The sequence below is a fragment of the Amphibacillus sediminis NBRC 103570 genome, from assembly GCF_001552275.1.
GTDB classification, from domain to species: Bacteria; Bacillota; Bacilli; order Bacillales; family Amphibacillaceae; genus Amphibacillus_B; species Amphibacillus_B sediminis.
The window spans coordinates 1-25339 of the sequence record NZ_BCQW01000001.1; the positions used below are offsets into that span (position 1 = coordinate 1).

Genomic DNA, 25339 nt, shown 5'->3' on the forward strand with positions numbered 1-25339 from the left:
AAAGGAGACTAGAATATGGGGAAAACAACAGGATTTATGGAAATTAACCGAGAACAGGCAATTGAGCGTGATCCAATTGAGAGAATTAAAGACTGGAAAGAGTATTCGGCTCCTTTCTCAGATGATATGATGCAGCGTCAGGGGGCGCGCTGCATGGACTGCGCTACTCCATTTTGCCATATTGGAATGGAAATTGATGGTGCAACCTCTGGTTGTCCGATCCATAATCTGATTCCAGAATGGAACGATTTAGTTTATCAAGGAAAATGGCAAGAAGCCTTAAAACGGTTGATGAAAACAAATAACTTTCCGGAATTTACAGGGCGAGTATGTCCAGCGCCGTGTGAAGGATCTTGTACGGTTGCTATCTCTGATCCCGCTGTTGCGATCAAGAATATTGAGCGTGCCATTATTGACAAAGGCTTTGCAATGGGCTGGATTAAACCACGTATTCCAAAAGCAAGAACGGAAAAAAAAGTAGCTATTATTGGCTCTGGACCTGCTGGTTTAGCAGCGGCAGACCAATTAAACCAAGCTGGACATGACGTCACGGTGTATGAACGTTCTGACCGAGCTGGTGGGTTACTCATGTATGGTATTCCAAACATGAAGTTAGACAAAGAAGTTGTCCAACGACGTATTAATCTATTAGAAGAAGAAGGCATTAAGTTTTTGCTAAATACAGAAGTAGGCAAGGATATCAGCCCGGACCAACTTAAGGCACAATATGATTCAGTTATATTGTGTACCGGTGCCCAAAAGCCTCGTAATATAATGATTCCTGGTCGTGAATACCAGGGGATCCATTATGCAATGGATTACTTGACTCAGGCAACCAAAAAACTACTTGACGGTCAAGATAACGATACGCTTAATGCAAAAGGGAAGGACGTTATTGTGATTGGTGGAGGAGATACAGGTGCCGACTGTGTCGCTACTGCTCTTCGCCAAGGGGCAAAAAGTGTTAATCAATTTTCGATTAATCCGCAGTTACCATTAAAACGGGTCGAAGGGAATCAATGGCCAGCATATCCGAGAGTGTTTAGTCTGGAGTATGCACACAAAGAAGCAAAAGAACAATTTGGCAAAGATGGTCGCCAGTATTCTGTTCAGACAAAGGCATTTATTACAGATGGTCGTGATGCTGTGCAAGCCTTATTTACTGTCAAGATGGGGAAAACACGTGATCAAAATGGAATGTTTGTTTATGAAGAGATACCTGGAAGTGAAGAAGTGTGGCCAGCGCAACTCGTTATCATTGCTATTGGTTTTGAAGGACCTGAACAGCCACTGTTAAACGCTTTTGGTGTTAATCTAGACCAAAATAAAATTGATGCACCTTATGGACAATTTAACACGAATGTTGAGGGGGTTTTTGCCGCTGGTGATGCAAGACGCGGTCAAAGTTTAATCGTCTGGGCCATTAATGAAGGAAGAGAGGTAGCCCATTGTGTCGATCAATATTTAATGGGGAAAACAACACTTCCTACAGTTCGAGCAGTCTAGCAATTCTTAAATGAATAAGAGGCTGGGACTAAATAATGAAACTGAGTATCCGAACATTCTGAACTAAGCGTAGATAAAAAACACGTAGACTCTTATGGGAACATGTTTTTTCGGTGGGACGAGTAACCGCAGTCCCAGCACGAGCTGAGGATCCACTGTGTGAAGTGTCCTTCTTCACACAGTTAGCCGAAGCCGTGCCCCACGGCTAGGGAGACACTGAATTTATGAAGATGTCTCCATTGTGCTGGCATGTGCAAGCGAAGTGTTGTGTCGAACGCTATAAGCATTGAGGGATTAATGTTCGGATTTTTCTTATCTAATTACTCTTTTCTCCCAGCGTCAATTATTCTTGCTTCTATAGCTAATTCAAGTTATTAATCATTCATCTATCAACGGAATAGTTGTTAGCGATTGCTCAAGTCTAACCATATCAAAATAAAAAATGTATTGGCTTTTTATATGTTTACGTAATAAAATAGATATATTATAATCTCGTAAAGTACGTTTAAGGGGGAGCTACTAATTGACAAATCAAGCAATAACGATTACGACTGTTAAAGCTAAAAAAACAAAACCAGACTACAATGAGCTAGGCTTTGGACGACATTTTACTGACCATATGTTTATAGCAGATTATCAAGTTGATAAAGGCTGGTTTGATGCGCGTATCATTCCGTATCAACCGTTAACTTTAGACCCAGCCTCGATGATCTTCCATTATGGACAAACCGTATTTGAAGGTTTAAAGGCTTACGCCACACCTACTGGTGAAGTTAATTTATTTCGACCAGAGCAAAATATTGCACGATTAAATCGTTCAAATGTTCGAATGTGCATTCCTGAAATTGATCCAAACTTTGCATTAACAGCGATAAAAACACTTGTTGAATTAGAAAGAGACTGGGTTCCGACTGCGCCGGGAACCTCACTTTATATTCGACCTTTTGTTATAGCGACTGAGCCATTTCTAGGTGTGTCCCCTTCAACGCAGTATAAATTTATTATCATTCTTTCACCTGTGGGTGCGTACTATAAAGAAGGAATCAATCCGGTAAAAATTGCTGTTGAGGATGAATATATTCGTGCGATTAGAGGCGGTACAGGTGAAGCTAAAACAGCAGGAAACTATGCTGGCAGCCTAATTGCACAACAGAAGGTTGCAAAAGATGGCTTTGCTCAAGTTTTATGGCTTGACGGTTTAGAAAAGAAATATGTTGAAGAAGTAGGAAGTATGAATGTTTTCTTTAAAATAAATGGAGAAGTGGTTACCCCCGAATTAAATGGTAGTATTTTACCTGGGGTAACGCGTCAATCCGTGATTCAATTACTTCAACATTGGGGGATTAAAGTTACCGAGCGGAAACTTGCTCTAACGGAAATAGTCCAAGCTCACAAGAATGGTGAACTGGAAGAAGCTTTCGGATCAGGAACAGCCGCCGTCATTTCGCCAATTGGTGCGCTATCATTTGGTGGTGAAATCATGACCATTAATGATCAAAAGACAGGGCCGATTGCAGGGAAGCTTTATCAAACATTAACCGACATTCAGTATGGTGAAATTGAAGATTCATTTAATTGGATAGTAAAGGTGAGTAAGTAATCGGGTAAAGAAACGTGATTAATGAAGAATAGTCATATAGATGGACTTTTAGCAGGCAAGCTTTGAGCTTGACCTGTTCCCTTTTTACATGAAGAGAAATGCTGCATCGCTTTCTGTTGGCTTTGGAGCATTTTGCTTGTTAGAAAAGTCTGTTAAGTCTGGTCTGTTCACTGGCTTTTAATTTAAGTTATTAGATCAGCAAAGGACTATTCATCATTTTATACTGGCTTCCTGTTAATGTTTAACTTCATTCGTAAACATTTCCTACTACAATAAGTGGTGAGATGAATGCACTTGTATTTCATTCAGTGGGGGAGAGAGGAAACTGACTAAGTTCGCGACGTCGTGTCGCAACGTCTGTACTAGTATCCTATGCGTCAACCCCCCACTAAACGAAGTTTCACTTTATCGAGCTTCGTTCGATAAAATCTGGGCGCATATACGCTAAGGCGCATTTGATGATAAAAGGATGACTAAGATGTTAGAGTTAAGATTTATACCGTTTATTGCAATAGGCTACCCATTATGGCTTCTTTTAAGGAGAGGGCACCTTGTAAAGCATAAGAAAAAAATAAGTTTATTAAATGAAACGGTTGTTCAAGTTTTTTTTATTTATATATTAGTGGTTATCTATTTAACCTTTCGGCCTTTCACCTTCCAAATTCCATTTATTGGACCGAGGCCGTTTAGTTTTGATACAAATTTATTTTATCAATTAAGCCACATGGCAGATGGTTATTTTCATTTACAGTTGCTTTATTCTCTTGGTAATATTATGATGTTTGTACCTTTTGGTATGCTTGCTCCGGTCGTTTTTCGACCATTACGACACCCTATTTTACTAATAGGATCTGGATTTTTGTTCTCGCTAATGATTGAATTAACACAGGCCTTGTTTACTTTAACACGTTATGGAACGGTGGATGATTTATTTTTCAATACCACTGGTGCAGTGCTAGGCTATTTTGTTTATCTTTATGCAAGGTCGTTTGAAAAAAGCAAATGAACAGAGTTTTCTGACAAAAGTATTGACATTCTGTATCTCCTTGTGGATAATAGAAGCAACTCTAATAATTAGTAAAGATGATGACAAGGACCAGTAGATAATTGATTGTAAGAAAAGAGAGTGGAACGCATAGGCTGAAACGTTCCAGGATTACCACTCATTATCGAACCCTATCCTTTGAATTATTAAGGTTAACCTTAATCGCTCCAAAGAGCGTTATCAAGAAATGAAGCGGATAAGTTAAACTTATCAAGTATGGTGGTACCGCGGAAAACTGCTTTCCGTCCATTACATAGACATGTAGTGGATAGAAAGCAGTTTTTTAAATGCTTGGATTGATAAGGAAATGATGGTTTTGGATGTAACCAATCTTCCGAATCTCCCTATAAAGTGTTTGTAATTAAAAAGTAGGTGATGAGATGAATGATAAACGGGTTGTTGTTAAGATTGGTAGCAGTTCATTAACTGAAAAGGATGGTACATTGAGCCTAAGCAAATTAAAAGAGCACAGTAAAGCTATTGCGTTACTTAAAGCGCAGGGAGTCGAGGTTATTTTAATTTCATCAGGTGCAATTTCAGCTGGTTTTCGTGATCTCGGTTACTCGAGTCGTCCAGTAACCGTTGCTGGCAAGCAAGCGGCAGCGGCTGTTGGCCAAGGTTTATTAATCGAGGCCTATAATCATATCTTAAAACAATACGGATATGTGACAGCACAGCTTTTGCTAACACGAGATGTATTCAGCCAGGAGCCGCAATTTACCAATGTCTATCAAACGATTACAGAGTTACTTAAACGTGGGGTGATCCCCATTATTAATGAAAATGATTCAGTCGCGATTGATGAGCTGACCTTTGGTGACAATGATATGTTGTCTGCACTAGTTAGCGGCCTAGTCAATGCGGATACTTTAATTATCTTAACAGATATTAATGGAATTTATGACAAAAATCCTCATGTCCATCAGGATGCTAAGCGCTATCAGAGGTTAGGCTATGTTTCTGATCAATTAATCTCCCAAACAAGCCAGTCATCTGTATCTAAGGTTGGTACTGGTGGAATGAAATCAAAGTTAATTGCAGCACAAACAGCTACATCGCTTGGAGTTAAATGTTTTATCGGAAGTGGCGATGGAGGAGATAAACTTATTAACATTTTGGCAGGTTTAGGAGATGGAACGTATATTGGCAATAATCAAAACGCCCATGTTAGAAAGCAGAAGCAGTGGATTGCTTTTCATTCCAAAGCTAAAGGAAGAATTTACATTGATAAAGGGGCCAATCACGCTTTATTAAGACAAGGAAAAAGCTTGTTAGCTGTCGGTATTGTCAAAACAGAACAAGATTTTGGTCAAGATGATGTGGTGGAGGTATTTTATCAGAATAAATGTATTGCTAAGGGTCAGGTAAACTATTCTGCCAAGCAGATTGCGCAGGTTAAAGGGCTGAGTAGCCAAGAGGTTATGCAAATAACGGGATGCTCACGACCAGAAGTGATTCATCGAAATAAACTCATATTAACGATTCAGGAGGTAGAAGCATGAGTACATTAGAGCAATTAGGTAAGCAAGCCAAACTAGCCTCAACAGCTTTAACGAAAGCCACAACCGAAGCTAAAAATGAGGCATTACGATTAATTGCTGAGGAGCTTATTGTTCAGCAAAATCAAATATTAATCGCTAATCAAAAAGATATTGAGTACGCACAGGCTAACCAAATTAACGAATCTATTATTGACCGGATACGTCTAACAGAGTCACGAATAAAAGATATAAGTCAGGCGCTCTTGCAATTGATTAAGCTTAATGACCCAATTGGAGAAACGCTACAAGAATGGGATCATCCTAATGGGATCAAGATTCGACAAGTTGCCGTGCCGATTGGTGTGATTGGGGTCATCTATGAAGCGAGACCAAACGTGACGGTAGATGCAGCCAGTCTTTGTTTAAAAGCGGGTAATGCAGTAATCTTACGTGGTAGCTCAACTGCGATCCATTCTAATACGGTCATTGTTCAGGTGATTCAAAATGCACTGTCAAAATCTGATTTACCAGTGAACAGTGTCCAGTTACTTGAAGATACGAGTCGAGCAACTGCAGAAAAGATGTTTCGACTTAATCAATATCTCGATGTCCTAATCCCCCGAGGAAGCAAGGCATTGATCGATACAGTAGTAGCTAATTCTTCCGTACCTGTTTTGGAGACTGGTGCAGGAAATTGTCACATGTACATTGACCATGACGCTGACAAGCAAATGGCTATAGAGCTAGTGATCAATGCAAAAACACAACGGCCATCCGTTTGTAATGCCATCGAGACTGTACTAGTACAGAAAGAATGGTTTAACCAATATGGTGTTGAATTAATAGGATCATTAAAAAGTGCTGGGGTCGAACTTAGAGGAGATGATGAAGTTCAAGCATTAGATTCGACGATTACTAGCGCAACAGAGGAAGATTGGTATACAGAGTTCTTGGATAATATTATTGCGATTAAAGTGGTGAGTGATACGCAAGCGGCCATCCAACATATTAACCTTTACGGCACGAAGCATTCGGAAGCCATTATTTCAGAAACAGAAGCTAATGTAGCCCAATTTCTCAATGAAGTAGATGCGGCTTGTGTTTATCATAATGCATCTACCCGATTTACCGATGGATTTGAATTTGGCTTTGGGGCAGAAATTGGTATAAGTACCCAAAAACTTCATGCACGTGGACCGATGGGATTAAAAGCACTGACTTCATCCAAATATTTACTTTCTGGTCAAGGTCAATCTAGGTCATAACTTTTTGATGAAAGATCCACTATTTTGCGTTACAATATGGAAGGAGACCAAATAGTAGATTAAGTTTTGAAGGAGAGATATTTAGTGAGTAAGTTATTGATTTTCGGTCATAAAAACCCTGATACGGACACGATTACATCAGCAATTGTGTATGCATATTTAAAAGAACAATTAGGAGTAGAAGCTGAGCCTGTTGCGTTAGGTGAGCCTAATAGTGAAACAGAATTTGCACTAAAAACGTTTGGGGTCACTGCTCCGCGGGTTGTACAGACTGTAGCTAATGAAACTGACGAAGTGATTTTAGTCGACCACAATGAGCAGCAACAAAGTGTTTCGGACCTTGATCAAGTAAAAGTAAGAGAAGTCATTGATCACCATCGAATTGCAAATTTTGAAACAAGTGACCCACTCTATTATCGAGCAGAGCCAGTTGGCTGTACAGCCACCATTCTTAATAAGTTATTTAAAGAGCATAGTATTGCTATTCCAAAGCATATAGCAGGATTAATGCTATCTGCGATCATTTCGGATTCTCTACTTTTTAAATCACCAACCTGTACGGCTGAAGATGAAGAAGCAGCATATGAGCTGGCCAAAATTGCCGAGGTAGATCCACAAAAATATGGATTAGATATGTTAAAGGCTGGGGCGGATTTAAGTGATAAGACTGTTGAGGAACTACTAACACTTGATGCTAAAGCGTTTGAAATGGGTGCAAGCATAGTTGAAATTGCTCAAGTTAACACGGTTGATCCCGAAGAAGTTTTGAATAACGAGCAAGCGATTAAAGCAGCGATTGAGCAAGTCATTTCAGAACGGAATCTTGATTTATTTGTTTTTGTTGTAACAGATATTTTAACAAATGATTCAATGGTGGTCGCACTGGGCAATAAGGCAGAAGCGATAAATCGTGCATTTAATATTAACTTGGTAGATCACAAAGCTAAACTTAAAGGCGTTGTCTCACGTAAAAAGCAAATTGTGCCACAGTTAACGGACGCGCTCTCTTAAGTTTTGTGCTATGCTAAATAAGAACGAGGACAAATTGGTGAGCTATCACTAATGAAGTGTAAACCAAGTAAATGTATAAGACTTGGGGCAGGTATTCCTGTTAAGGGAATATCTTTTCTTGACAGGAAATGTCACGTGTGAAGTGTGACAGGGCAAGTAGAATTGCCAGCTCCAAGTCTATTCGTGCAGGATTTTCTAGTTTAACTTCATTGAGTTTAACTCTCTCACTTTTATTAAGTGGTGAGATAAATGCTTTTTTTAGGTGCAAACCTCGGCGGATGCCACGGATATAGAGAAGATTATCAAGCTTAACTTGATTAAATCTGGGCGCAAATCAGCCAGGACGCATTTGATAATCTAATTTCCTTAACTCTAAGCAGTTTAGTGAAGTGAGGGCTCTCATGAGTAGCTCTCCTACCGATAGAATAATCAGAATCTTGTATAGAAAAGAAGGGATCTGGAAAAATGAGTACACAATTGCAGACAATCGACATAAAGGATATTGTTATCGCTAATCAAATGATAAAAGATGTAGTGACCAGAACGCCTTTGCAGAAAGATCCTATCCTTTCTGAGAAGTACCAATGTAATGTTTATTTAAAACGTGAGGATCTACAAGTTGTCCGCTCATTTAAGATACGAGGCGCTTACAATTTCATGAAAAGCTTAGACGAAGTAGAGTTAAGTAAAGGTGTCGTATGTGCGAGTGCTGGAAACCATGCTCAGGGCGTTGCCTACTCCTGTCAAGCGATGAAAGTTAAAGGTAAAATATTTATGCCAACAACTACTCCGCGTCAAAAAGTTAATCGAGTAGCTTTTTTCGGTGGAGATTATGTTGACATCATCCTAACAGGTGACACATTTGATGATGCATCGGATGAGTCGAAAAAATATTGCCAAACACATGATATGACCTTTATTCATCCATTTGATGATTACCGAACGATTGTTGGTCAAGGTACCATCGGACTGGAAATATTAGAAGCAATGGACCAACCCATTTCACATGTTTTTATGTCGGTAGGAGGGGGCGGTCTCATTTCTGGTGTCGGATCGTATATAAAAAATATCAGTCCTAAAACCAAAATCATTGGAGTTGAACCGGCAGGTGCTGCGTCAATGCAAGCTTCAATCCGATCTAAAAAAGTAGTCAAACTGGATTATGTAGATAAATTCGTTGATGGGGCGAGTGTACAAAGAATCGGTGATCTGACCTTTCAAGTAGCTCAACAAGTAGTAGATGACTTTGCTACGATACCAGAAGGGAAAATTTGTACGACAATCCTTGATTTATACAATGAGAATGCAATTGTGACTGAGCCAGCAGGTGCAATGCCTGTATCTGCTTTAGATGATTTTAAAGAAGAAATTAAAGGTAAGAATGTTGTCGTTATTATTAGTGGTGGTAATAACGATATTGATCGGATGCAAGATATCAAAGAGCGTTCGTTGATCTATGAAGGCTATAAGCATTATTTCATCGTTAACTTTCCGCAGCGGGCAGGAGCATTAAGGGAGTTTCTAACCCTTGTACTCGGGGAGAATGACGATATTACCCGCTTTGAATATACTAAGAAAAACAATCGTGATCGAGGCCCTGTTCTTGTTGGTATAGAGTTACAGGATAAAAATGATTATCAATCCTTGATTGATCGCATGGAGCAGAAAGGCTTTTCTTATATTGAGATTAACAAGGATAAAGATTTATTCCAGTTACTTATTTAAATAGCTAAAAGATCAGCTTTTGATTGTATTTTATCGCAGTGTAACTCGCTGAGGCTGCGATTAATCGCCCCATCGAAGGGCTTTTGTATGCCTCCCGCTTGAAAAATAAGGAAACACTTTATGTCTGGGAGATTCAACAGCCAATAACGACCCGATTGGTTCAACTAACGTTCAGTGGAGGAGAGAGGAAGCTGACTATGTTCGCGACGAGCACATCCTATGCGTCGAAGTTTCACTTTACCCCGACGTTCTTGTTTGATAATGACTTGAACAAAGCAAGCTAGGTAAAACATAGCAGATTCATTACGAATGAAGATCAATACATTAAAGGAGAGGGGATCAAAGTTTGGCCACCCTCTCTTTCACTTGCTGGGCTATCTGAAGCTCCTTTGAATGCTTAGCAATGTATCCGGACCTTGTTTAGCTTGATCTCCAGCAGGCTGATGTTAAAAAAGCGATCTTCTAACATGATTTTTGGCCATATTGAGACATAATAATGAGGTGGTGAGATACTATGAAGGTTAAAATGCTTGTTCAAACCCAATACAAAAATGAATTGCTACGGTTAAATAAAATTTATGACATACCAGAGGATACTGCATTAAGATGGCATCAAAGTAAAATCGCTGAGATCGTAACTAATGAAAATCCTACTGATCATAAAGACTGAATGAGTTTAGTGAATTGCATGATAAGCTGTGTTTTATCTGTATTGGAAAACGGCTTCGGTCCTTTCGTTCGGCCACCTTGCCTTCTAATCTGAGCGGATTGATGCCGACTCGCAAGTAGCCGCTCGATATTATCTTGATTATATTGAAATCCTCTTGGTGAAATAGCATGGCCACTTTTTTGTAAAACGAGAGCGGCTAAGCCATAGTCCTGAGTCACCACAATGTCACCTTTATCCATTAACGATAAAATTCGATAATCCACGGCTTCACGTGAACGATCAAGATACACCTCTTTCACATGTTCAGGATAGGCTGTAATGGAATAATGAGCATAGCTTTTAACGATGACGACTTTAAGCGAAAACTGGGCAGCCGTTTCGATTACTTCATTTACAACAGGACAGGCATCACCATCTACATAAATGAGCATAAAATTTCCTCCGTTTTTTGTTATATAACAAAAATCTTACTAGAATTAATCATATCATGAAAGGAGACTGGAAAGAAATGAACATTTTAAAATCAGGAGAGATCGTTACCTTAACGGTCCAACGAATAATTGAAACGGGTTATGTTTTGACAGACGGTACGAACGAAATTTTACTACACGAGAATGAAACGACATCCCCTTTAACTGAAGGAGAGCAAGTGGAAGCTTTTCTTTATCATGATAAAAATAATCAATTAATTGCAACGACCATCCTTCCATCAGTTAGACTTGACACATTTGATTGGGCTGAGGTCGTTGCGATTCGAGAAGGAGTAGGGGTGTTTGTTGATATCGGTATAGCTAAGCACATCCTTGTATCTGAAGATGATTTACCATCGATAAGAACGGTTTGGCCAAAAGAAGGAGATCAGCTTTATCTATCGTTAAAACACGATAAAAAAGGGAGACTGCTAGGGGAACCTGTTACTGAACAAGATTTCGAAGGAAACTGGGACCATGCAAATGAAAATATGTTTAACCAGGATATTAGTGGAAGAGTCTTTCGTACGGGTAAGGAGGGAGCCGTCATCATTACTGAACAAGGCTATCGAGGGTTTATTCATCATAGCGAACGTAAGGATGATCTTCGATTGGGCGAATGGGTTCAGGGACGTGTCATTAAAGTAAAACACGATGGGACATTGAATATTTCTTTATTACCTCGAAAACAAGATGCAAGGGATACAGATGCTGAAACCATCTACCAATACCTTATTGCCCATAACGGTACGATGCCACTTGATATAAAATCGAGTCCAGAACTTATTCAGTCAACATTTAATATTAGCAAAGCCGCTTTTAAACGAGCAATGGGGAAGTTATATAAAGAAGGCAAAATAAAACAAGAAGATGGATTAACTTTATTAATAGAAAAAAGGCGTTAGGACAAAAGACCTTGTTTCGAATTAGTGAAAAGGTGCTTTTTTTTAATTTATTTAGCCTATTTCTTCTTATTTATATACAATTATTTTTGAACCATACCAAATGACATAAGTTGATTAAAACGTTTGAACAGTAAGAATATAAGCGATATAATAGTGTTACTTGAAGATTTTTTTAATCTTTAGAATACTGCTTGCTGTATGATTGGGGGTGCAGGAGATGAGTTTAAAAACCATTGACGAGGTTAAAAAGATAGAGCGTCAAGCTGAGGAATTAGAGCGAGACTATCAAGAAAAACTGCAGAAAATGGAAAAAGAAACTCAAGAGAAATTGATCGAGTTGCAGCAACAGGTAGATCGTGCTGTCGAGGCGTTTACCGAAAAAGAAGCTGCGTTAAAAGAGGAGAAGCTTCAGGCATTAGCAGCCAATTATGCCCAAAAGCAAGAGACCGAATTACAACAACTCGAAGCAAATTTTGCTGACAAGAAGGATCAGTTGGTGAATGCGGTGATTGAGGAGGTGATGAAGAAGTATGGCAATAGCTAAAATGAAGAAGCTAACTTTAATATCCTTTCATGAGTACAAGGATCAATTGCTACAATCTATTCAAGCGTTACAACGTTTTGAAGTGGTTGACTTACCTTCTTCCGACCTTGGAGATGATCAGCTAGCACCACACGAGGTTGACCTTTTAGAAACGAGGGTAAAGAAGTTAGAAACTCGAATTGACCAAGTACAAGCTGCATTAGCGTTTGTTCAGCCATACTTACCTAAAACGCCATTGCTGAAAAAACTGCGTGAAAAGCGAAAAGAATATTCTTTAGCAGAGCTTGAACATGCAGTAGCACAATTTTCGCCTAAAGACTTAGTCTCTACGTTATTAAATAAGCAACAAGAACTAGAAAACATTGCAGAAGAGCACAAACGTCTTATTGAAGAAGAAGCATTTTTCTCAAAATGGTCAAAGCTAGGTTTTAAGGCGAGCGAACAGGATATGCAGCATATATCAGGTGATGTAGGAACAATACCTCAACATATTCGAAATGAATATATCAATAACCTTAAACAAAGTGACTGGGTCTTTGTTGAGGAAGTTTATCAAAATGCAGATGAGCTCGGTGTTGCCGTTTATTATGACCGTCGAAATACCCAAGAAGTTAAGCAGTTGCTTAATGAAAGTCATTTTGACAGCTTGGCTCATCGTTTTATAGAAAAGCCAGATCAATTGCTAAAGAATGCTCAGCAAGAGTTAAAGCATTTAAAAGCCAAGCAGAAACAGATAAAGTCTGAGTTAACAGCGATGACTGATGAGGAATGGCAATTGATGTTAACTGAAGAGTACTATCATGCAAAGCTTCAGCGCGAAAAAAGTAAACTTTTGTTGATTGATGAAAAACATTTGTTTATTATGGAGGGCTGGCTAGAGGATGAGCGTATTCCATCATTTAAGCAAGCACTTAAGCAAACATTGGCTAATGAAAACTATAGTCTTATTGTCGAAGATGTCAATGAGGCTGAGATTGAACAAGTACCAATCGTTCTTAAGAATAATAGCTTTATCTCTCCATTCGAAAGCATCACAGCCATGTATAGCTTACCTAAATACAATGAAATTGATCCAACGCCATTCTTAGCTCCTTTTTACCTTGTATTCTTTGGGATGATGGCAGCAGACTTAGGTTATGGCATATTGTTGTGGCTGGCAACATTTATTGCGCTAAGATTCTTTCAACTTGAAAAGGGTATGCAAAAAAGTCTTAAGTTTTTCCATCTATTATCCTATCCGACAATGCTATGGGGAATTGTCTATGGATCATTCTTTGGGGCAGAAATGCCATTTGTAATACTATCAACAACCCATGATGTCATTACGATCTTATTGATTTCAGTTATATTTGGTGTAACTCAGGTCTTCTTCGGCCTTGGGATTAATGCTTACTTGAAGTTGAAAAATCGTGATAAATATGGTGCGTTTGCTGATGGATTTGGTTGGATTGGCCTATTTGTCGGCCTTATTATCCTAGTTTTCGGTAATATGGTTCTATCAAATGATCTACTTGGGACAGTTGGAGCCATCATTGCTATTATGAGTGCAGTAGGGATTATTTTAGCGACTATGCTCGCTTCAGAAAACAAAGCATTAGGAATCGGTGTTGGTCTTTATAATTTGTATGGGATTACCGGTTATGTAGGCGACATCGTCAGCTATACACGATTAATGGCATTAGGTGTGTCAAGTGGAAGTATTGCACTTGCTTTTAACATGATCATTGGCTTCTTCCCAACATGGGGAAGATTTACCATTGGTGTGGTACTATTTATTATTCTACATGCCGTTAACATTGGTTTAGCTTTCTTAGGATCATATGTACACGGAGCTCGTCTGATTTTTGTTGAGTTTTTCGGCAAATTTTATGAAGGTGGGGGTAAATCACTAAATCCACTTCGAGCATCTGAAAAGCATATTAATATAAAAAAATCATAAAGAAATAAAAAGAGACGGAGGAATTTATTATGCAAAGCTGGTTACAATTTTTTATCGAGAATAATGGTGGATTTATTTTTGCAGCCCTAGGAATTGGGTTTGCAGTTATCTTCTCAGGAATGGGATCTGCAAAAGGGGTCGGCATGACAGGTGAAGCTGCGGCTTCATTAATTAAAGAACAGCCTGAAAAATTCGGTAAATCTTTGATTCTTCAACTTCTACCAGGTACACAAGGTCTATATGGCTTCGTTATTGGTTTCTTAATTTATTTAAATATGGATCCAGGTATGGCTTTATCTGATGGTATTTTCTTGTTTATGGCCGGTTTACCAGTAGCCTTTACTGGGTTAACATCTGGGATTTTCCAAGGTCGCGTATCAACGGCAGCGGTTCAGATTCTAGCAAAAAGAGAAGATCAAAACTCTAAAGGTATTATTTACTCAGCAATGGTTGAAACATATGCTATCCTAGGCTTTGTCATCTCCTTCTTACTTGTTTTGGCATAAGATAAAAAAATAGTGAGAGGATGAGGACTATGAAAGAATTACAAGCTTTGTCCACGCAAATTTTGGAGAAAACCAAAGAAAAAGGACAAAAGAAGATCGATGAATATGAAAAAGTTGCTAATGACAAATTGGAAGAACAACGTCAAAAGCTTGTGGAAAGTCAAAAAAACCGAGAGGAAGCTATCTCTCGTCAAATGAAGAACGACTATGAACGCGAAGCACAAACATTAGCGAACAAACAAAGAAACACAGTCCTTGCCAAAAAACAAGCATTGTTGAATTCAGTGTTTAAGGAGGCCGCAAGCAAAATGGCCGACTGGGATGCTGATCGATTTGCAGCCTTTCTAAATGGTGTTTTAGCTAAATTAGATTCAAACAGCGAGTGGCTGGTTGTGCCAGGCGCAAGAACGGCTAATCATTTCAAAGCTGAACAGGTTTTGACTGTTCTTAATCAATACTCGTTTGTGAAAGTGTCCGATGATGTCGTCAAATCTAAAGCTGGATTTATTGTTCAACAAGGCGGGATCGATTATAACTTCTGCTTTGATGTGTTGGTAAATGAGCTGAAAAAAGAATTTTCTCCACAACTTGCAACCTTAGCATTTAAAAGCAATGAATAAGGGGGAGAATACATGAAAGACACTGATTATCTCGGCGTCAATACACTGTTGCGTGTATACGAAACGAAGCTCTTAACTCGTGAGGACTACGAAAAAATGCTTCGTGCTCAAGATCTTGAAGAAGCGTTAGATGTATTAAAGAGTACCGAATATCATTTTGATGCACAAGCAGTCTTAGAGAATAAGCATTTTGATTCTTTTTTAATGAATCGGCTTAGAGATATTTATCAAGAGCTTTTTACTGTTACACCAAATTCAGAGGTTATTCAAATTTTTACGTTGCGTTATGATTACCATAATGCGAAAGTACTGTTAAAACAACGTTTTACTGATCAGGATTTGGAGCATTTGCTTGTTCCAATTGGCAAGTATACCTTAGCCTCACTGAAAAACCTGATCAAGACAGAGCAATCGCAAGAAGTAAATCAGATTATGGTTGAAGGTGTACAAGCGGCTATTGAGGATTTCAATACTTACGGTCGCTTAGAGGCAGCTGATGTTTATATGGATACTTACTATTATAAGCATATGCGTGCCATCACAGATCGTTTGAACAATCCCACTATCACGCGTATGGCTGATGCTTTAATCGATTTAGATAATTTGTCAAATGTTGTTCGGAGTTTAAACCAAGGAAAGTCACGTTCCTTTTTGCATACGGTTTTATCAAGCTCAGGTTCAATCTCTAAACAAGCGATCATTGATGCATCTGAGCAAGGAGCTGTAAATGTATTAAATCAACTGTATTTAAATCAACCCTATGCGGAGAAATTGACTGACATTCTAGTTAACTCTAAAAATGAGATTAACCCAATGGTGTTGGATAAGGTTATTGACGAAATTGTTTATGACTTAATGGAAGAAGGCACATACCAAGCCTTTGGACCAATGCCATTAATGGCATTTATATTTGCACTTGAAAAAGAAGTTACCAATATCCGCTTAATTTTAGTCGGTAAAGATAATCAAATTGCTGAAGAGGCTATTAGAGAAAGGATGCGGCCTATTTATGGATCATAAAATAGCTGTAGTAGGTGACAAAGATTCGGTGCTTCCTTTCAAAATTCTTGGTTTTGATGTCTTTGCTTCCCCAACGGCTCAAAAGGCTAGAGAAACGATTGATTCGTTGGCTCAACAAAATTATGGAGTCATTTATTTGACGGAAGCAATGGCTAAGGAAATACCGGATACAATTAAACGATATGATGCTGAAGTACAACCTGCAATTATCTTGATTCCTAACCATAAGGGTTCGTTAAATATTGGAAAGAACCGAATCGAAGAGAATGTAGAAAAAGCGGTTGGACAGAACATCTTATAATTAGGAGGGGACTTATTTGAAGAAAGGGAAAATTATCAAAGTTTCCGGTCCTTTAGTTATGGCAGAAGGGATGGAGCACGCCAATATTCAAGACCTTTGCTACGTAGGGGACATGAGATTAGTAGGCGAGATCATCGAAATGCGTAATGATGTCGCTTCGATCCAAGTATACGAAGAAACCTCTGGTCTTGGCCCAGGTGAGCCTGTAGAAACGACTGGTGAAGCATTATCAGTGGAGCTGGGCCCAGGTATCATTTCACAAATGTTTGATGGTATCCAACGACCATTAGATACATTCAAGGCAAAAACCGAAAGTAATTTCCTTGTAAGAGGTGTCAATATTTCTGCTCTTGATCGAGATAAGAAATGGGCATTTAAATCGATAAAAGCAGTTGGTGATTATGTCGAAGCCGGAGATATTATCGGTTCTGTTCAAGAGACAAAAGTCATTACACATCACATCATGGTACCATATGGTGTTAAAGGTACAATAAAATCGATTGAAGATGGAGAATTTACTTTAGAGGATGTCGTGTATACGATTGAGACAGAGGATGGCATTAAAGAACAAACGATGATGCAAAGATGGCCAGTACGTCGCGGTCGTCCATTTAAGAAAAAATTAAATCCAGATAAACCAATGTTAACAGGGCAGCGTGTTATTGACACCTTCTTCCCAATTACAAAAGGTGGAGCGGCGGCTGTACCAGGTCCATTCGGTGCTGGTAAAACCGTTGTGCAACACCAAATTGCTAAGTTTAGTGATGTTGATCTTGTTGTATACGTAGGTTGTGGGGAACGTGGTAATGAAATGACCGACGTATTAAATGAATTCCCAGAGTTGATTGATCCTAACACAGGTGAATCGATCATGGAGCGAACCATTCTAATCGCTAATACGTCCAACATGCCGGTCGCTGCTCGTGAAGCTTCAATCTATACTGGAATTACCATTGCGGAGTATTTCCGTGATATGGGCTATAGTGTAGCCATCATGGCAGACTCAACTTCACGTTGGGCGGAAGCTTTACGTGAGATGTCAGGGCGTTTAGAAGAAATGCCAGGTGATGAAGGCTACCCTGCTTATCTTGGTAGTCGTATTGCTGAGTATTATGAGCGTGCTGGACGAATTCTCACGATTGGATCTGAGGAACGTGAAGGTAGTATTACCGCAATTGGAGCTGTGTCGCCTCCAGGTGGGGATACGTCAGAGCCTGTTACCCAAAATACATTACGTGTTGTTAAAGTGTATTGGGCACTCGATTCATCATTAGCTCAAAAACGTCACTTTCCATCTGTTAACTGGCTGACATCCTACTCTCTTTATTTAAGTGAGGTAGGCAGCCATTTGAATGATGAATTAAAGCAAGGTTGGTCTGAAATGGTTCAACATGCCATGACTATTCTACAAGAAGAGGCAGAACTACAGGAAATTGTGCGATTAGTAGGGATTGAATCTTTATCAGAGAAGGATCGTTTAACAATGGTGATTGCTCAATCACTACGTGAAGATTATTTACAACAAAATGCTTTTGATGATGTTGATACCTTTACATCTCGCCAGAAGCAGTTCTTAATGCTTGACCTCATTCTCTCCTTTGAAACAGAGGCTCGTGAAGCTATGCGTTTAGGAGCTTACTTTAAAGAGATAAATGAAGGAACAGAAGCACTACGTGATAAAATTGCCCGTGTTAAATATATTTCTGAGGACAATTTATCGCAAATTGATGAAATTAAACAAGAGATTAAAGATAAGTTGCATCAAATTGTTGCTGAAGGAGGTATGACGCAAAATGCTTAAAGAATATAAAACAGTGAGCGAAGTCGTTGGACCTCTAATGGCAGTTGAACAAGTTGAAGGTGTTAAATTTGACGAGCTCGTTGAAGTTCAGATGCAAACAGGTGAAATTCGTCACGGCCAAGTCCTTGAAGTAGAAGGCGATAAAGCTATGGTTCAAATATTTGAAGGACCTAGTGGAATTAATATTAAGGATACCAAAGTTCGCTTTAGAGGCAAACCTCTTTCACTGGACGTATCTGAAGATATGGTTGGACGTGTCTTTAATGGGATGGGACGGCCAATCGACGATGGCCCTGAAATTATTCCAGAGACAAGTTTAGATGTTAATGGTCAAGCCATTAATCCAATCGCTCGAGATTATCCTGATGAGTTTATTCAAACAGGAATATCAGCCATTGACCATCTCAACACACTAGTTCGTGGGCAAAAGCTACCTGTATTTTCAGGTTCAGGTTTACCCCATAAGGAACTCGCTGCTCAGATTGCTCGCCAAGCTACCGTTCTAAATAGTGATGAGAAATTTGCCGTTGTTTTTGCTGCAATGGGTATTACCTTCGATGAAGCTGAATTCTTCATGGAGGATTTCCGCAAAACAGGAGCGATTGATCGTTCAGTGATGTTTATTAACCTAGCGAACGACCCAGCGATTGAGCGGATTGCGACACCAAAGATGGCCTTAACTACAGCTGAGTATCTAGCTTTTGAAAAGGATATGCACGTGTTGGTTATTATGACCGATATGACATATTACTGTGAAGCATTACGTGAGATTTCGGCGGCACGACGCGAAGTACCTGGTCGTCGTGGTTACCCTGGTTATCTTTATACGAACTTGTCGACGCTTTATGAGCGTGCGGGTCGTCTAGTTGGTAAAAAAGGTTCTGTTACACAGATCCCGATTCTATCAATGCCAGAAGACGATATTACCCACCCAATTCCGGATTTAACAGGATATATTACAGAAGGACAGATTATTCTGTCAGGTGACTTGAATAAAGCTGGTTACAAGCCACCGATCAATGTATTACCATCACTTTCCCGATTGAAGGATAAAGGGACTGGTGAAGGGAAAACAAGAAAAGATCATGCTCCAACGATGAATCAGCTTTTTGCAGCCTATGCAAAAGGTAAAGAGGCTAAGGAGCTAGCTGTCGTACTAGGAGAATCAGCTTTATCCAAAACAGATAAGCTCTATGTTGAATTTACCAAGCGATTTGAAGAAGAATATATTAACCAAGGCTTCTATACAAATCGTTCCATTCAGGAAACATTGGACCTTGGATGGGAACTACTTTCAATCCTACCACGGACTGAACTGAAACGGATTAAGAGTGAATTGATCGACGAGTTTATGCCGGAAGGAGAGTGATCGACCTATGGCTAGATTAGACGTCAAGCCAACTCGGATGGAGCTATCCAACCTTAAGGATCGTTTAGCTATTTCGACTCGAGGCCATAAGCTTTTAAAAGACAAACAAGATGAGCTGATGAGACAGTTTATCACTCTTATTCGTAAAAATAATCAATTACGCGATGAAGTGGAACGAGAATTAACAGAAGCGATGCGTGCATTTGTTGTCGCTAAGTCACTGCTCAATGAGTCATTTATAGAAGAGCTATTTGCTGTACCGAACACATCGGTTACCCTTAATATTCAAGAAAAGAATATTATGAGTGTAATCGTACCGGAGATGAATTTTTCTGTCGATGAAGATGAGAAAAAATCTGAGATGCAATATGGTCTTTTGAATTCCAATAGTGAATTAGATGATTCCATTGAAAAGATTAGTAAAGTACTGCCTAAGCTGTTAAAGCTATCTGAAATTGAAAAGACATGTCAGCTAATGGCAGATGAAATTGAAAAAACACGTCGTCGTGTCAATGCACTTGAGTATTTGAAAATACCTCAACTCGAGGAAACCATTCATTATATTCAAATGAAGCTTGAAGAGAATGAGCGTGCAAACATTACTCGTATTATGAAAGTTAAAGATATGGGGTAACGTTTTATAGCCAAATAGCTATTGATAAGAGATTTATCATCAATCTTATCAATAGCTATTTTTAGTTTCGAGGTGAGTGCAAGGATGAAGGAGCAAAAACGCTAACCATAAGCCATTGCCAATACAAGGTGGAAAAGGAGTGGGAGTGAATCTTTAAAAGTACGAGAAAAGAATAGGTGAGTTAAGCATTTTGCCAATGCTATTCTGTTGTCACAAGGATAGATAAATTTTTTCTTCTACCAAGAGACATATTTACAGGAGCTATAGCCTGCAGAAAGGAAAAGCAACCAAGCGCAATAAGCACTTCGTTGCCTCCAATTAGCTATAAAAGTATTAATCATTTCAATCGTCGAGCGTTTTTAAATGATTAAGTGCATCTTTTAAATAGGCCAATTCCTTTTCATCTAATGGAATGAGTGGTAGTCGTACACTTCCAACAGGAATGTTGCTTAATTTTAAAGCCTCTTTAACAGGTGCTGGATTTGGAGCAATAAACATTGCTTTTACGAGTGGGGCCAGCTCGTGATGAAGCTGCTGAGCCTTCGTTACATTTCCAGAAAGAAACGCTTGAATGAGTGCCTGCATTTGGTTTCCAGCTACATGAGAAGTGACTGAGATAATCCCATGTCCCCCAACAGCTAGGATGGGCAGTAACAAATTATCATCACCACTATATAAATGAAAGTCACTTGGCGTCTGTTTAATAATACGTGTTATCGCATCTAAATCGCCTGTTGCATCTTTAATGGCAACAATATTTTTTTGTTGGCTCAGACGGACGACCGTGGCTACATCGAGCTTAACGACCGAACGACCAGGAATACTATAAAGGATAACAGGTAATTTGGTTGCCTGTGCAATAGTAGTAAAATGCTGATACATCCCTTCTTGAGAAGGTTTGTTATAATATGGTGTGACGAGCATTATGCCATCTACACCGATGGCCTCAGCTTGTTGAGTCAGTTCAACTGAAGCCTGGGTGTTATTTGTCCCGGTGCCAGCAATAATAGGAACACGTCCATTTACATGCTTAACGACAAAACTTAAAAAATTGAGCTTTTCTTTTGTTGATAAGGTTGGCGATTCACCGGTTGTTCCATTAACGACGAGTCCATCCGATCCATTTTGGAGCAAATGTTCAATTAACTGAACCGTCTGTTGATAATCAATGGCACCCGTTTGATCAAACGGTGTAACCATAGCAGTTAATAATCTTCCAAAATCCATATTATTCTCACTCCTAATTCGTAATGATCTGCCTTTTACCATAATTGGAAGGTAAGACTAGCTTCCAATATCCATCATATAAACGATCATTAAAAGCTAATAGATAATTCATTCATTAACCCTTATCAGTGATGTTACTGCATACACATAAGGGCAAAAAAAACAACAGCTTACGAACGCAATCCGCAGCTGCATCAGATCTGTCAATTCCATGATGCCGTGAGATAGCCCTCCATATAGTATCCTACTATATGACAGTACGGCACTTATTAAGAGCCATACCAGCAAAGTAAATAAATGAGCTTTACTTTGCTTCGGCGAATGCTCCTTTTAATTATACGCATTGATGCTCATTTATCTTATATAATCTACTGATAACATTCGCAACCTCTATACCCACTTCAATAAATATTGAAGTATTAACGTGCCTCAACTATATCAAAAAAATCTCCAATTGACAATTGTTTAGAGAAGATTAAAAAATCGATTCAAACTTATAGAGGTTCAAGCTAACAGCAAAACATTCATGATTATCTCCAACTGGTTACTTTGAACAGGGACATCCTAACTAAATTGAATTGAGCAATACTATTGACACATTTACCTTTAGCGAATAAAATAACAATTAACTATTTTAATTGATGATTCTAATTTTTCCGTCAATTTAAAATGGATTATCGCTCTAGAAAAGGTGGTGTCAAGGCATGGAAGCGCAAGACAATAAACGGGTAATGATTGGCGACTGGGTTAAGTTAAGATCTAGCAAAGGTGAGCGTATTCACGGTTATGTTGAAAAGCATACAACTGAAGAGAATGTGTTACAGTTACGTGTTATATCAAGCGACAACCACTTACTGAAAGGTCATAGCATTCAAGTTCAAGTAGCGAAGCTTGAGAAAGAAAAACCTTTTACACGCTATACGTTAGGAGAGCTAGAGCAACTCATTGATCTTGCCCTGTCAACAAACGACAGAGCATGGTTTGACGCATTATCGATGCAATATCAACATTTACTAAATGAGATTGCTGAGCAACGACATGTTGACTGTACGTCAGCTTCGCATAAATAAAATAAATCAGTATCACTACTTTTTACTTAAAGGGTGATGCTGATTTTTTTTTTAGGTTTTCTTGGTATCAAATAGCTACACTAAGCATAACATTAGCTGGTCAGCTCGTTGATCGTCCACTCAAGAAATTAAAGGGTGGGAGTCGAATAGTAGATTTGTCGCAGTGTAACTGGCTGGGGCTGCGATTACTCGCCCCATCGAAGGGCTTTTGTAAGACTCTCACTTAATAAGGGAACACGTCTTTTAAGCGAGAGATCGAACAGCCAGTAACGGCCCAATTGGTTCAACTAACGTTCAGTGGGGAGAGAGGAGGAAGCTAACCAAGTTCGCGACGTCGTGCACAACGTCTGCACGAGCACATCCGATGCGTCGAAACCCCACTGAACGAAGTTTCACTTTATTGACAACCCTTTCTTTCTATGTTAAAAAATATATGTTAGCACTCGTAAGTATTAAGTGCTAATATTATTAAAGAAAGAGGGAGAGACACATGGCCAAACAACAATTTGAAGCAGAATCCAAACGATTATTAGATCTGATGATTAATTCAATTTATTCCAAGCGAGAAGTTTTCTTGCGTGAATTAATTTCCAATGCGAGTGACGCAATCGATAAAATGTATTACCAAGCTTTAACTGATGACTCGATCACATTTAATCAATCAGATTATTACATAAGAATTGATACGGATAAAGATAAGCGTCAGTTAACGGTAACAGATACTGGGATCGGAATGACCAAGGAAGAGCTTGAAAGCAATCTTGGTGTGATTGCTAAAAGTGGCTCACTTGCATTCAAGAAAGAAAATGAAATTAAAGACGGTCATGACATTATTGGTCAGTTTGGTGTTGGATTTTATGCAGCTTTTATGGTGGCTGACCAAGTCACAGTTGAATCAAAAGCGCTAGGGGAGGAGCAGGCCTATCGCTGGTATTCAGAAGGGGCAGACGGTTTTATTATTGAGCCTTGTGATAAGAAAGAAACGGGTACTCAAATCACGTTAACAATTAAAGAAAGCACGGAAGATGATGATTACGATCAATTTTTAGAGCCTTTCCAACTCCAAACGATTATTAAAAAATATTCCGATTTTATTCGTTATCCAATAAAAATGGAATTAAGTGAAGAAAAATTAAAAGAAGGCTCAGAAGACGAATATGAAACGATCGTCGAAGAAAAGACCGTTAACAGTATGATTCCAATTTGGAAGAAAAATAAAGCAGAATTAACTGATGACGATTATAATCAATTTTACCAAGAGAAACACTATGGCTTCGATCAACCGCTGGAGTATATCCATGTTAGTGTCGATGGTAACATTCGCTATCAAGCCATTCTTTATATTCCAGAGACGGCTCCGTATAATTATTACTCGGCTGAATATGAAAAAGGTCTAGAACTCTATTCTAATGGCGTTTTAATCATGAACAAAGCCCCAGAATTGTTACCAGATTACTTTAGCTTTGTAAAGGGGCTCGTCGACTCAGAGGATCTATCATTAAATATTTCGCGCGAAATGCTTCAGCATGACCGCCAGCTGAAGCTAATTGAGAAAAACCTTGTCAAAAAAATTAAACAAGAGCTGTTAAAGCTTTTACGAAATGATAGAGAGAAATATGAAAAGTTCTATAATGCCTTTGGTCGCCAATTAAAATATGGCGTTTACAGTGACTTTGGTCAGAATAAGGATACACTTAAGGACCTACTCTTATTCTACTCTTCAACAGAAGAAAAACTTGTCACATTATCAGAGTATGTTGAGCGTATGAAGGATGAGCAATCCTTTATCTACTATGCAACTGGTGAAACCAATGCCCGTATTGAACGATTACCTCAAACAGAGATGGTCCGTGATAAAGGTTATGAAATTTTATATTTCACTGATGATATTGATGAGTTTGCGATCAAGATGCTGGGAGAATATGAAGGGAAATCATTTAAATCGGTTTCGAGTGGTGATCTTGGTCTCGATGATGAAGAACAAGGTGAGTCAGATCAAGTGAATGAGGAAGATCAGGCTATCTTTGATAAGATGAAGGATATCTTAAAAGGAAAAGTTAGTGATGTCCGTAGCTCTAAACGGTTAAAATCACACCCAGTTTGTCTAAGTAATGAGGGTGACATTTCAATTGAGATGGAGAAAGTATTAAGTATGATGCCAGATAATCAAGGTATTCAGGCAGAAAAAGTGTTAGAAATTAATACGAACCATGATATTTTCAAAGCGATTCAAGCCATCTTTTCATCCGATCCAGATCAAATTGAAACGTACACTAATATTCTTTATAACCAGGCATTATTAATTGAAGGGCTACCTATTGAGGACCCGATCAGCTACACCAATGATGTTTGGAAAGTCATGCAGTAAGCTTGACATATCGCTAATCAATGGTAAGGTATAACTGTGGAAAAATTTAATAACGTCAATACCACTAGGGGGGTCACCGTAAAGTGACTGAGATTGAAGTTAAGCTTCAAGACTCTTAGAACCTGATCTAGTTCAAACTAGCGGAGGGAAGTGGCTTTAAACTTAAGCAAGCTTAAGCAGCTTATTTTGTGACCACTTCTCTGTCTTTAGAGAAGTGGTTTTTTGCTATGCGTCACAGATTGAATCAACCATTAGCTTTAAG

At 38.9% G+C, this 25339-nt stretch carries 22 protein-coding genes, 2 riboswitches and 1 other annotated feature; of the genes, 20 read left to right on the plus strand and 2 right to left on the minus strand.

Features of this window, described 5'->3' with window-relative positions; all coding sequences use genetic code 11:
• Nucleotides 1-15: 15 nt before the first annotated feature.
• From ASE01S_RS00005 to ASE01S_RS15945, 8 genes are all read left to right on the plus strand, one after another.
• On the plus strand, nucleotides 16-1506 hold the full coding sequence (locus tag ASE01S_RS00005; RefSeq protein ID WP_067836194.1) for a glutamate synthase subunit beta: 1491 nt from the start codon (nucleotides 16-18) through the stop codon (nucleotides 1504-1506).
• A gap of 523 nt (nucleotides 1507-2029) precedes the next feature.
• A complete protein-coding gene (locus ASE01S_RS00010) occupies nucleotides 2030-3106 on the plus strand; it encodes a branched-chain amino acid aminotransferase (protein WP_067836197.1) in 1077 nt (358 codons plus the stop codon).
• 478 nt (nucleotides 3107-3584) lie between these two features.
• Entirely contained in the window at nucleotides 3585-4112 is a 528-nt protein-coding gene (locus tag ASE01S_RS00015; RefSeq protein ID WP_067836200.1) for a VanZ family protein, read from the plus strand.
• A gap of 71 nt (nucleotides 4113-4183) precedes the next feature.
• Nucleotides 4184-4404 (plus strand) — a binding site (T-box leader).
• A gap of 127 nt (nucleotides 4405-4531) precedes the next feature.
• On the plus strand, nucleotides 4532-5653 hold the full coding sequence (gene proB, locus ASE01S_RS00020; RefSeq protein ID WP_067836203.1) for a glutamate 5-kinase: 1122 nt from the start codon (nucleotides 4532-4534) through the stop codon (nucleotides 5651-5653).
• Nucleotides 5650-6897, plus strand: a complete 1248-nt coding sequence (locus ASE01S_RS00025; protein WP_067836206.1) for a glutamate-5-semialdehyde dehydrogenase — start codon at nucleotides 5650-5652, stop codon at nucleotides 6895-6897. The genes proB and ASE01S_RS00025 overlap by 4 nt, the downstream gene beginning before the upstream one ends.
• Nucleotides 6898-6981: 84 nt before the next feature.
• The gene (locus ASE01S_RS00030; RefSeq protein ID WP_067836210.1) at nucleotides 6982-7908 is read left to right on the plus strand and encodes a manganese-dependent inorganic pyrophosphatase; all 927 of its coding nucleotides are present in this window, start codon (nucleotides 6982-6984) and stop codon (nucleotides 7906-7908) included.
• A 465-nt stretch (nucleotides 7909-8373) separates the two neighbouring features.
• A complete protein-coding gene (gene ilvA, locus ASE01S_RS00035) occupies nucleotides 8374-9633 on the plus strand; it encodes a threonine ammonia-lyase IlvA (protein WP_067836213.1) in 1260 nt (419 codons plus the stop codon).
• A 514-nt stretch (nucleotides 9634-10147) separates the two neighbouring features.
• Nucleotides 10148-10303 (plus strand): hypothetical protein, encoded by a 156-nt coding sequence (locus ASE01S_RS15945; RefSeq protein ID WP_169793080.1) that lies wholly within the window; start codon nucleotides 10148-10150, stop codon nucleotides 10301-10303.
• Here ASE01S_RS15945 and ASE01S_RS00040 read toward each other — a convergent pair.
• Nucleotides 10291-10734 carry a YaiI/YqxD family protein gene (locus ASE01S_RS00040; protein ID WP_067836217.1) on the minus strand — a complete coding sequence of 148 codons (444 nt, stop codon included), beginning with the start codon at nucleotides 10732-10734 and terminating at the stop codon, nucleotides 10291-10293. The two genes, ASE01S_RS15945 and ASE01S_RS00040, sit on opposite strands and share 13 nt — an antisense overlap.
• A 77-nt stretch (nucleotides 10735-10811) precedes the next feature.
• Between ASE01S_RS00040 and ASE01S_RS00045 the strand changes: the two genes are divergently transcribed.
• The 10 genes from ASE01S_RS00045 (at nucleotide 10812) to ASE01S_RS00090 (ending at nucleotide 20412) form a co-directional block, all read left to right on the plus strand.
• A complete protein-coding gene (locus ASE01S_RS00045; protein ID WP_067836220.1) occupies nucleotides 10812-11678 on the plus strand; it encodes a CvfB family protein in 867 nt (288 codons plus the stop codon).
• Nucleotides 11679-11895: 217 nt separating this feature from the next.
• A complete protein-coding gene (locus ASE01S_RS00050; RefSeq protein ID WP_067836223.1) occupies nucleotides 11896-12222 on the plus strand; it encodes a hypothetical protein in 327 nt (108 codons plus the stop codon).
• Entirely contained in the window at nucleotides 12209-14161 is a 1953-nt protein-coding gene (locus tag ASE01S_RS00055) for a V-type ATP synthase subunit I (protein ID WP_067836226.1), read from the plus strand. The genes ASE01S_RS00050 and ASE01S_RS00055 overlap by 14 nt, the downstream gene beginning before the upstream one ends.
• Before the next feature lie 29 nt (nucleotides 14162-14190).
• Nucleotides 14191-14667 (plus strand): V-type ATP synthase subunit K, encoded by a 477-nt coding sequence (locus ASE01S_RS00060; protein WP_067836230.1) that lies wholly within the window; start codon nucleotides 14191-14193, stop codon nucleotides 14665-14667.
• A gap of 29 nt (nucleotides 14668-14696) precedes the next feature.
• Entirely contained in the window at nucleotides 14697-15287 is a 591-nt protein-coding gene (locus tag ASE01S_RS00065; protein WP_067836234.1) for a V-type ATP synthase subunit E, read from the plus strand.
• A gap of 12 nt (nucleotides 15288-15299) precedes the next feature.
• A complete protein-coding gene (locus tag ASE01S_RS00070; RefSeq protein WP_067836237.1) occupies nucleotides 15300-16307 on the plus strand; it encodes a V-type ATPase subunit in 1008 nt (335 codons plus the stop codon).
• Nucleotides 16297-16608: a V-type ATP synthase subunit F gene (locus ASE01S_RS00075; RefSeq protein WP_067836241.1), complete on the plus strand. Its 312-nt coding sequence runs from the start codon at nucleotides 16297-16299 to the stop codon at nucleotides 16606-16608. Before ASE01S_RS00070 ends, ASE01S_RS00075 begins: the two co-directional genes overlap by 11 nt.
• Before the next feature lie 16 nt (nucleotides 16609-16624).
• A complete protein-coding gene (locus tag ASE01S_RS00080; protein WP_067836244.1) occupies nucleotides 16625-18409 on the plus strand; it encodes a V-type ATP synthase subunit A in 1785 nt (594 codons plus the stop codon).
• A complete protein-coding gene (locus ASE01S_RS00085) occupies nucleotides 18402-19778 on the plus strand; it encodes a V-type ATP synthase subunit B (protein ID WP_067836248.1) in 1377 nt (458 codons plus the stop codon). The genes ASE01S_RS00080 and ASE01S_RS00085 overlap by 8 nt, the downstream gene beginning before the upstream one ends.
• A gap of 7 nt (nucleotides 19779-19785) precedes the next feature.
• The gene (locus ASE01S_RS00090; RefSeq protein ID WP_067836251.1) at nucleotides 19786-20412 is read left to right on the plus strand and encodes a V-type ATP synthase subunit D; all 627 of its coding nucleotides are present in this window, start codon (nucleotides 19786-19788) and stop codon (nucleotides 20410-20412) included.
• Between the two features lie 342 nt (nucleotides 20413-20754).
• Here the strand turns inward: ASE01S_RS00090 and dapA are convergent, their stop codons facing one another.
• Nucleotides 20755-21639, minus strand: coding sequence for a 4-hydroxy-tetrahydrodipicolinate synthase (gene dapA, locus ASE01S_RS00095; protein ID WP_067836254.1), 885 nt, complete (start codon nucleotides 21637-21639; stop codon nucleotides 20755-20757).
• A gap of 217 nt (nucleotides 21640-21856) precedes the next feature.
• Nucleotides 21857-22040, minus strand: a riboswitch (Lysine riboswitch).
• A 303-nt stretch (nucleotides 22041-22343) separates the two neighbouring features.
• Between dapA and ASE01S_RS00100 the strand changes: the two genes are divergently transcribed.
• Together ASE01S_RS00100 and htpG are read left to right on the plus strand one after the other, a co-directional pair.
• A complete protein-coding gene (locus ASE01S_RS00100) occupies nucleotides 22344-22709 on the plus strand; it encodes an IDEAL domain-containing protein (RefSeq protein WP_067836257.1) in 366 nt (121 codons plus the stop codon).
• Nucleotides 22710-23199: 490 nt separating this feature from the next.
• Complete coding sequence (htpG, locus tag ASE01S_RS00105; protein WP_067836260.1) at nucleotides 23200-25077, plus strand: molecular chaperone HtpG; 1878 nt, start codon at nucleotides 23200-23202, stop codon at nucleotides 25075-25077.
• A gap of 56 nt (nucleotides 25078-25133) precedes the next feature.
• Nucleotides 25134-25243: riboswitch (TPP riboswitch) on the plus strand.
• Nucleotides 25244-25339 lie beyond the last annotated feature (96 nt).

What these genes read in the sequence shown, in the direction of transcription:
- ASE01S_RS00005 (WP_067836194.1), top strand. Translation starts at nt 16, where the DNA reads ATGGGGAAAACAACAGGATTTATGGAAATTAACCGAGAACAGGCAATT.
- ASE01S_RS00015 (WP_067836200.1), top strand. Translation starts at nt 3,585, where the DNA reads ATGTTAGAGTTAAGATTTATACCGTTTATTGCAATAGGCTACCCATTA.
- proB (WP_067836203.1), top strand. Translation starts at nt 4,532, where the DNA reads ATGAATGATAAACGGGTTGTTGTTAAGATTGGTAGCAGTTCATTAACT.
- ASE01S_RS00025 (WP_067836206.1), top strand. Translation starts at nt 5,650, where the DNA reads ATGAGTACATTAGAGCAATTAGGTAAGCAAGCCAAACTAGCCTCAACA.
- ilvA (WP_067836213.1), top strand. Translation starts at nt 8,374, where the DNA reads ATGAGTACACAATTGCAGACAATCGACATAAAGGATATTGTTATCGCT.
- ASE01S_RS15945 (WP_169793080.1), top strand. Translation starts at nt 10,148, where the DNA reads ATGAAGGTTAAAATGCTTGTTCAAACCCAATACAAAAATGAATTGCTA.
- ASE01S_RS00040 (WP_067836217.1), bottom strand. Translation starts at nt 10,734, where the DNA reads ATGCTCATTTATGTAGATGGTGATGCCTGTCCTGTTGTAAATGAAGTA.
- ASE01S_RS00045 (WP_067836220.1), top strand. Translation starts at nt 10,812, where the DNA reads ATGAACATTTTAAAATCAGGAGAGATCGTTACCTTAACGGTCCAACGA.
- ASE01S_RS00050 (WP_067836223.1), top strand. Translation starts at nt 11,896, where the DNA reads ATGAGTTTAAAAACCATTGACGAGGTTAAAAAGATAGAGCGTCAAGCT.
- ASE01S_RS00055 (WP_067836226.1), top strand. Translation starts at nt 12,209, where the DNA reads ATGGCAATAGCTAAAATGAAGAAGCTAACTTTAATATCCTTTCATGAG.
- ASE01S_RS00060 (WP_067836230.1), top strand. Translation starts at nt 14,191, where the DNA reads ATGCAAAGCTGGTTACAATTTTTTATCGAGAATAATGGTGGATTTATT.
- ASE01S_RS00065 (WP_067836234.1), top strand. Translation starts at nt 14,697, where the DNA reads ATGAAAGAATTACAAGCTTTGTCCACGCAAATTTTGGAGAAAACCAAA.
- ASE01S_RS00070 (WP_067836237.1), top strand. Translation starts at nt 15,300, where the DNA reads ATGAAAGACACTGATTATCTCGGCGTCAATACACTGTTGCGTGTATAC.
- ASE01S_RS00075 (WP_067836241.1), top strand. Translation starts at nt 16,297, where the DNA reads ATGGATCATAAAATAGCTGTAGTAGGTGACAAAGATTCGGTGCTTCCT.
- ASE01S_RS00085 (WP_067836248.1), top strand. Translation starts at nt 18,402, where the DNA reads ATGCTTAAAGAATATAAAACAGTGAGCGAAGTCGTTGGACCTCTAATG.
- ASE01S_RS00090 (WP_067836251.1), top strand. Translation starts at nt 19,786, where the DNA reads ATGGCTAGATTAGACGTCAAGCCAACTCGGATGGAGCTATCCAACCTT.
- dapA (WP_067836254.1), bottom strand. Translation starts at nt 21,639, where the DNA reads ATGGATTTTGGAAGATTATTAACTGCTATGGTTACACCGTTTGATCAA.
- ASE01S_RS00100 (WP_067836257.1), top strand. Translation starts at nt 22,344, where the DNA reads ATGGAAGCGCAAGACAATAAACGGGTAATGATTGGCGACTGGGTTAAG.
- htpG (WP_067836260.1), top strand. Translation starts at nt 23,200, where the DNA reads ATGGCCAAACAACAATTTGAAGCAGAATCCAAACGATTATTAGATCTG.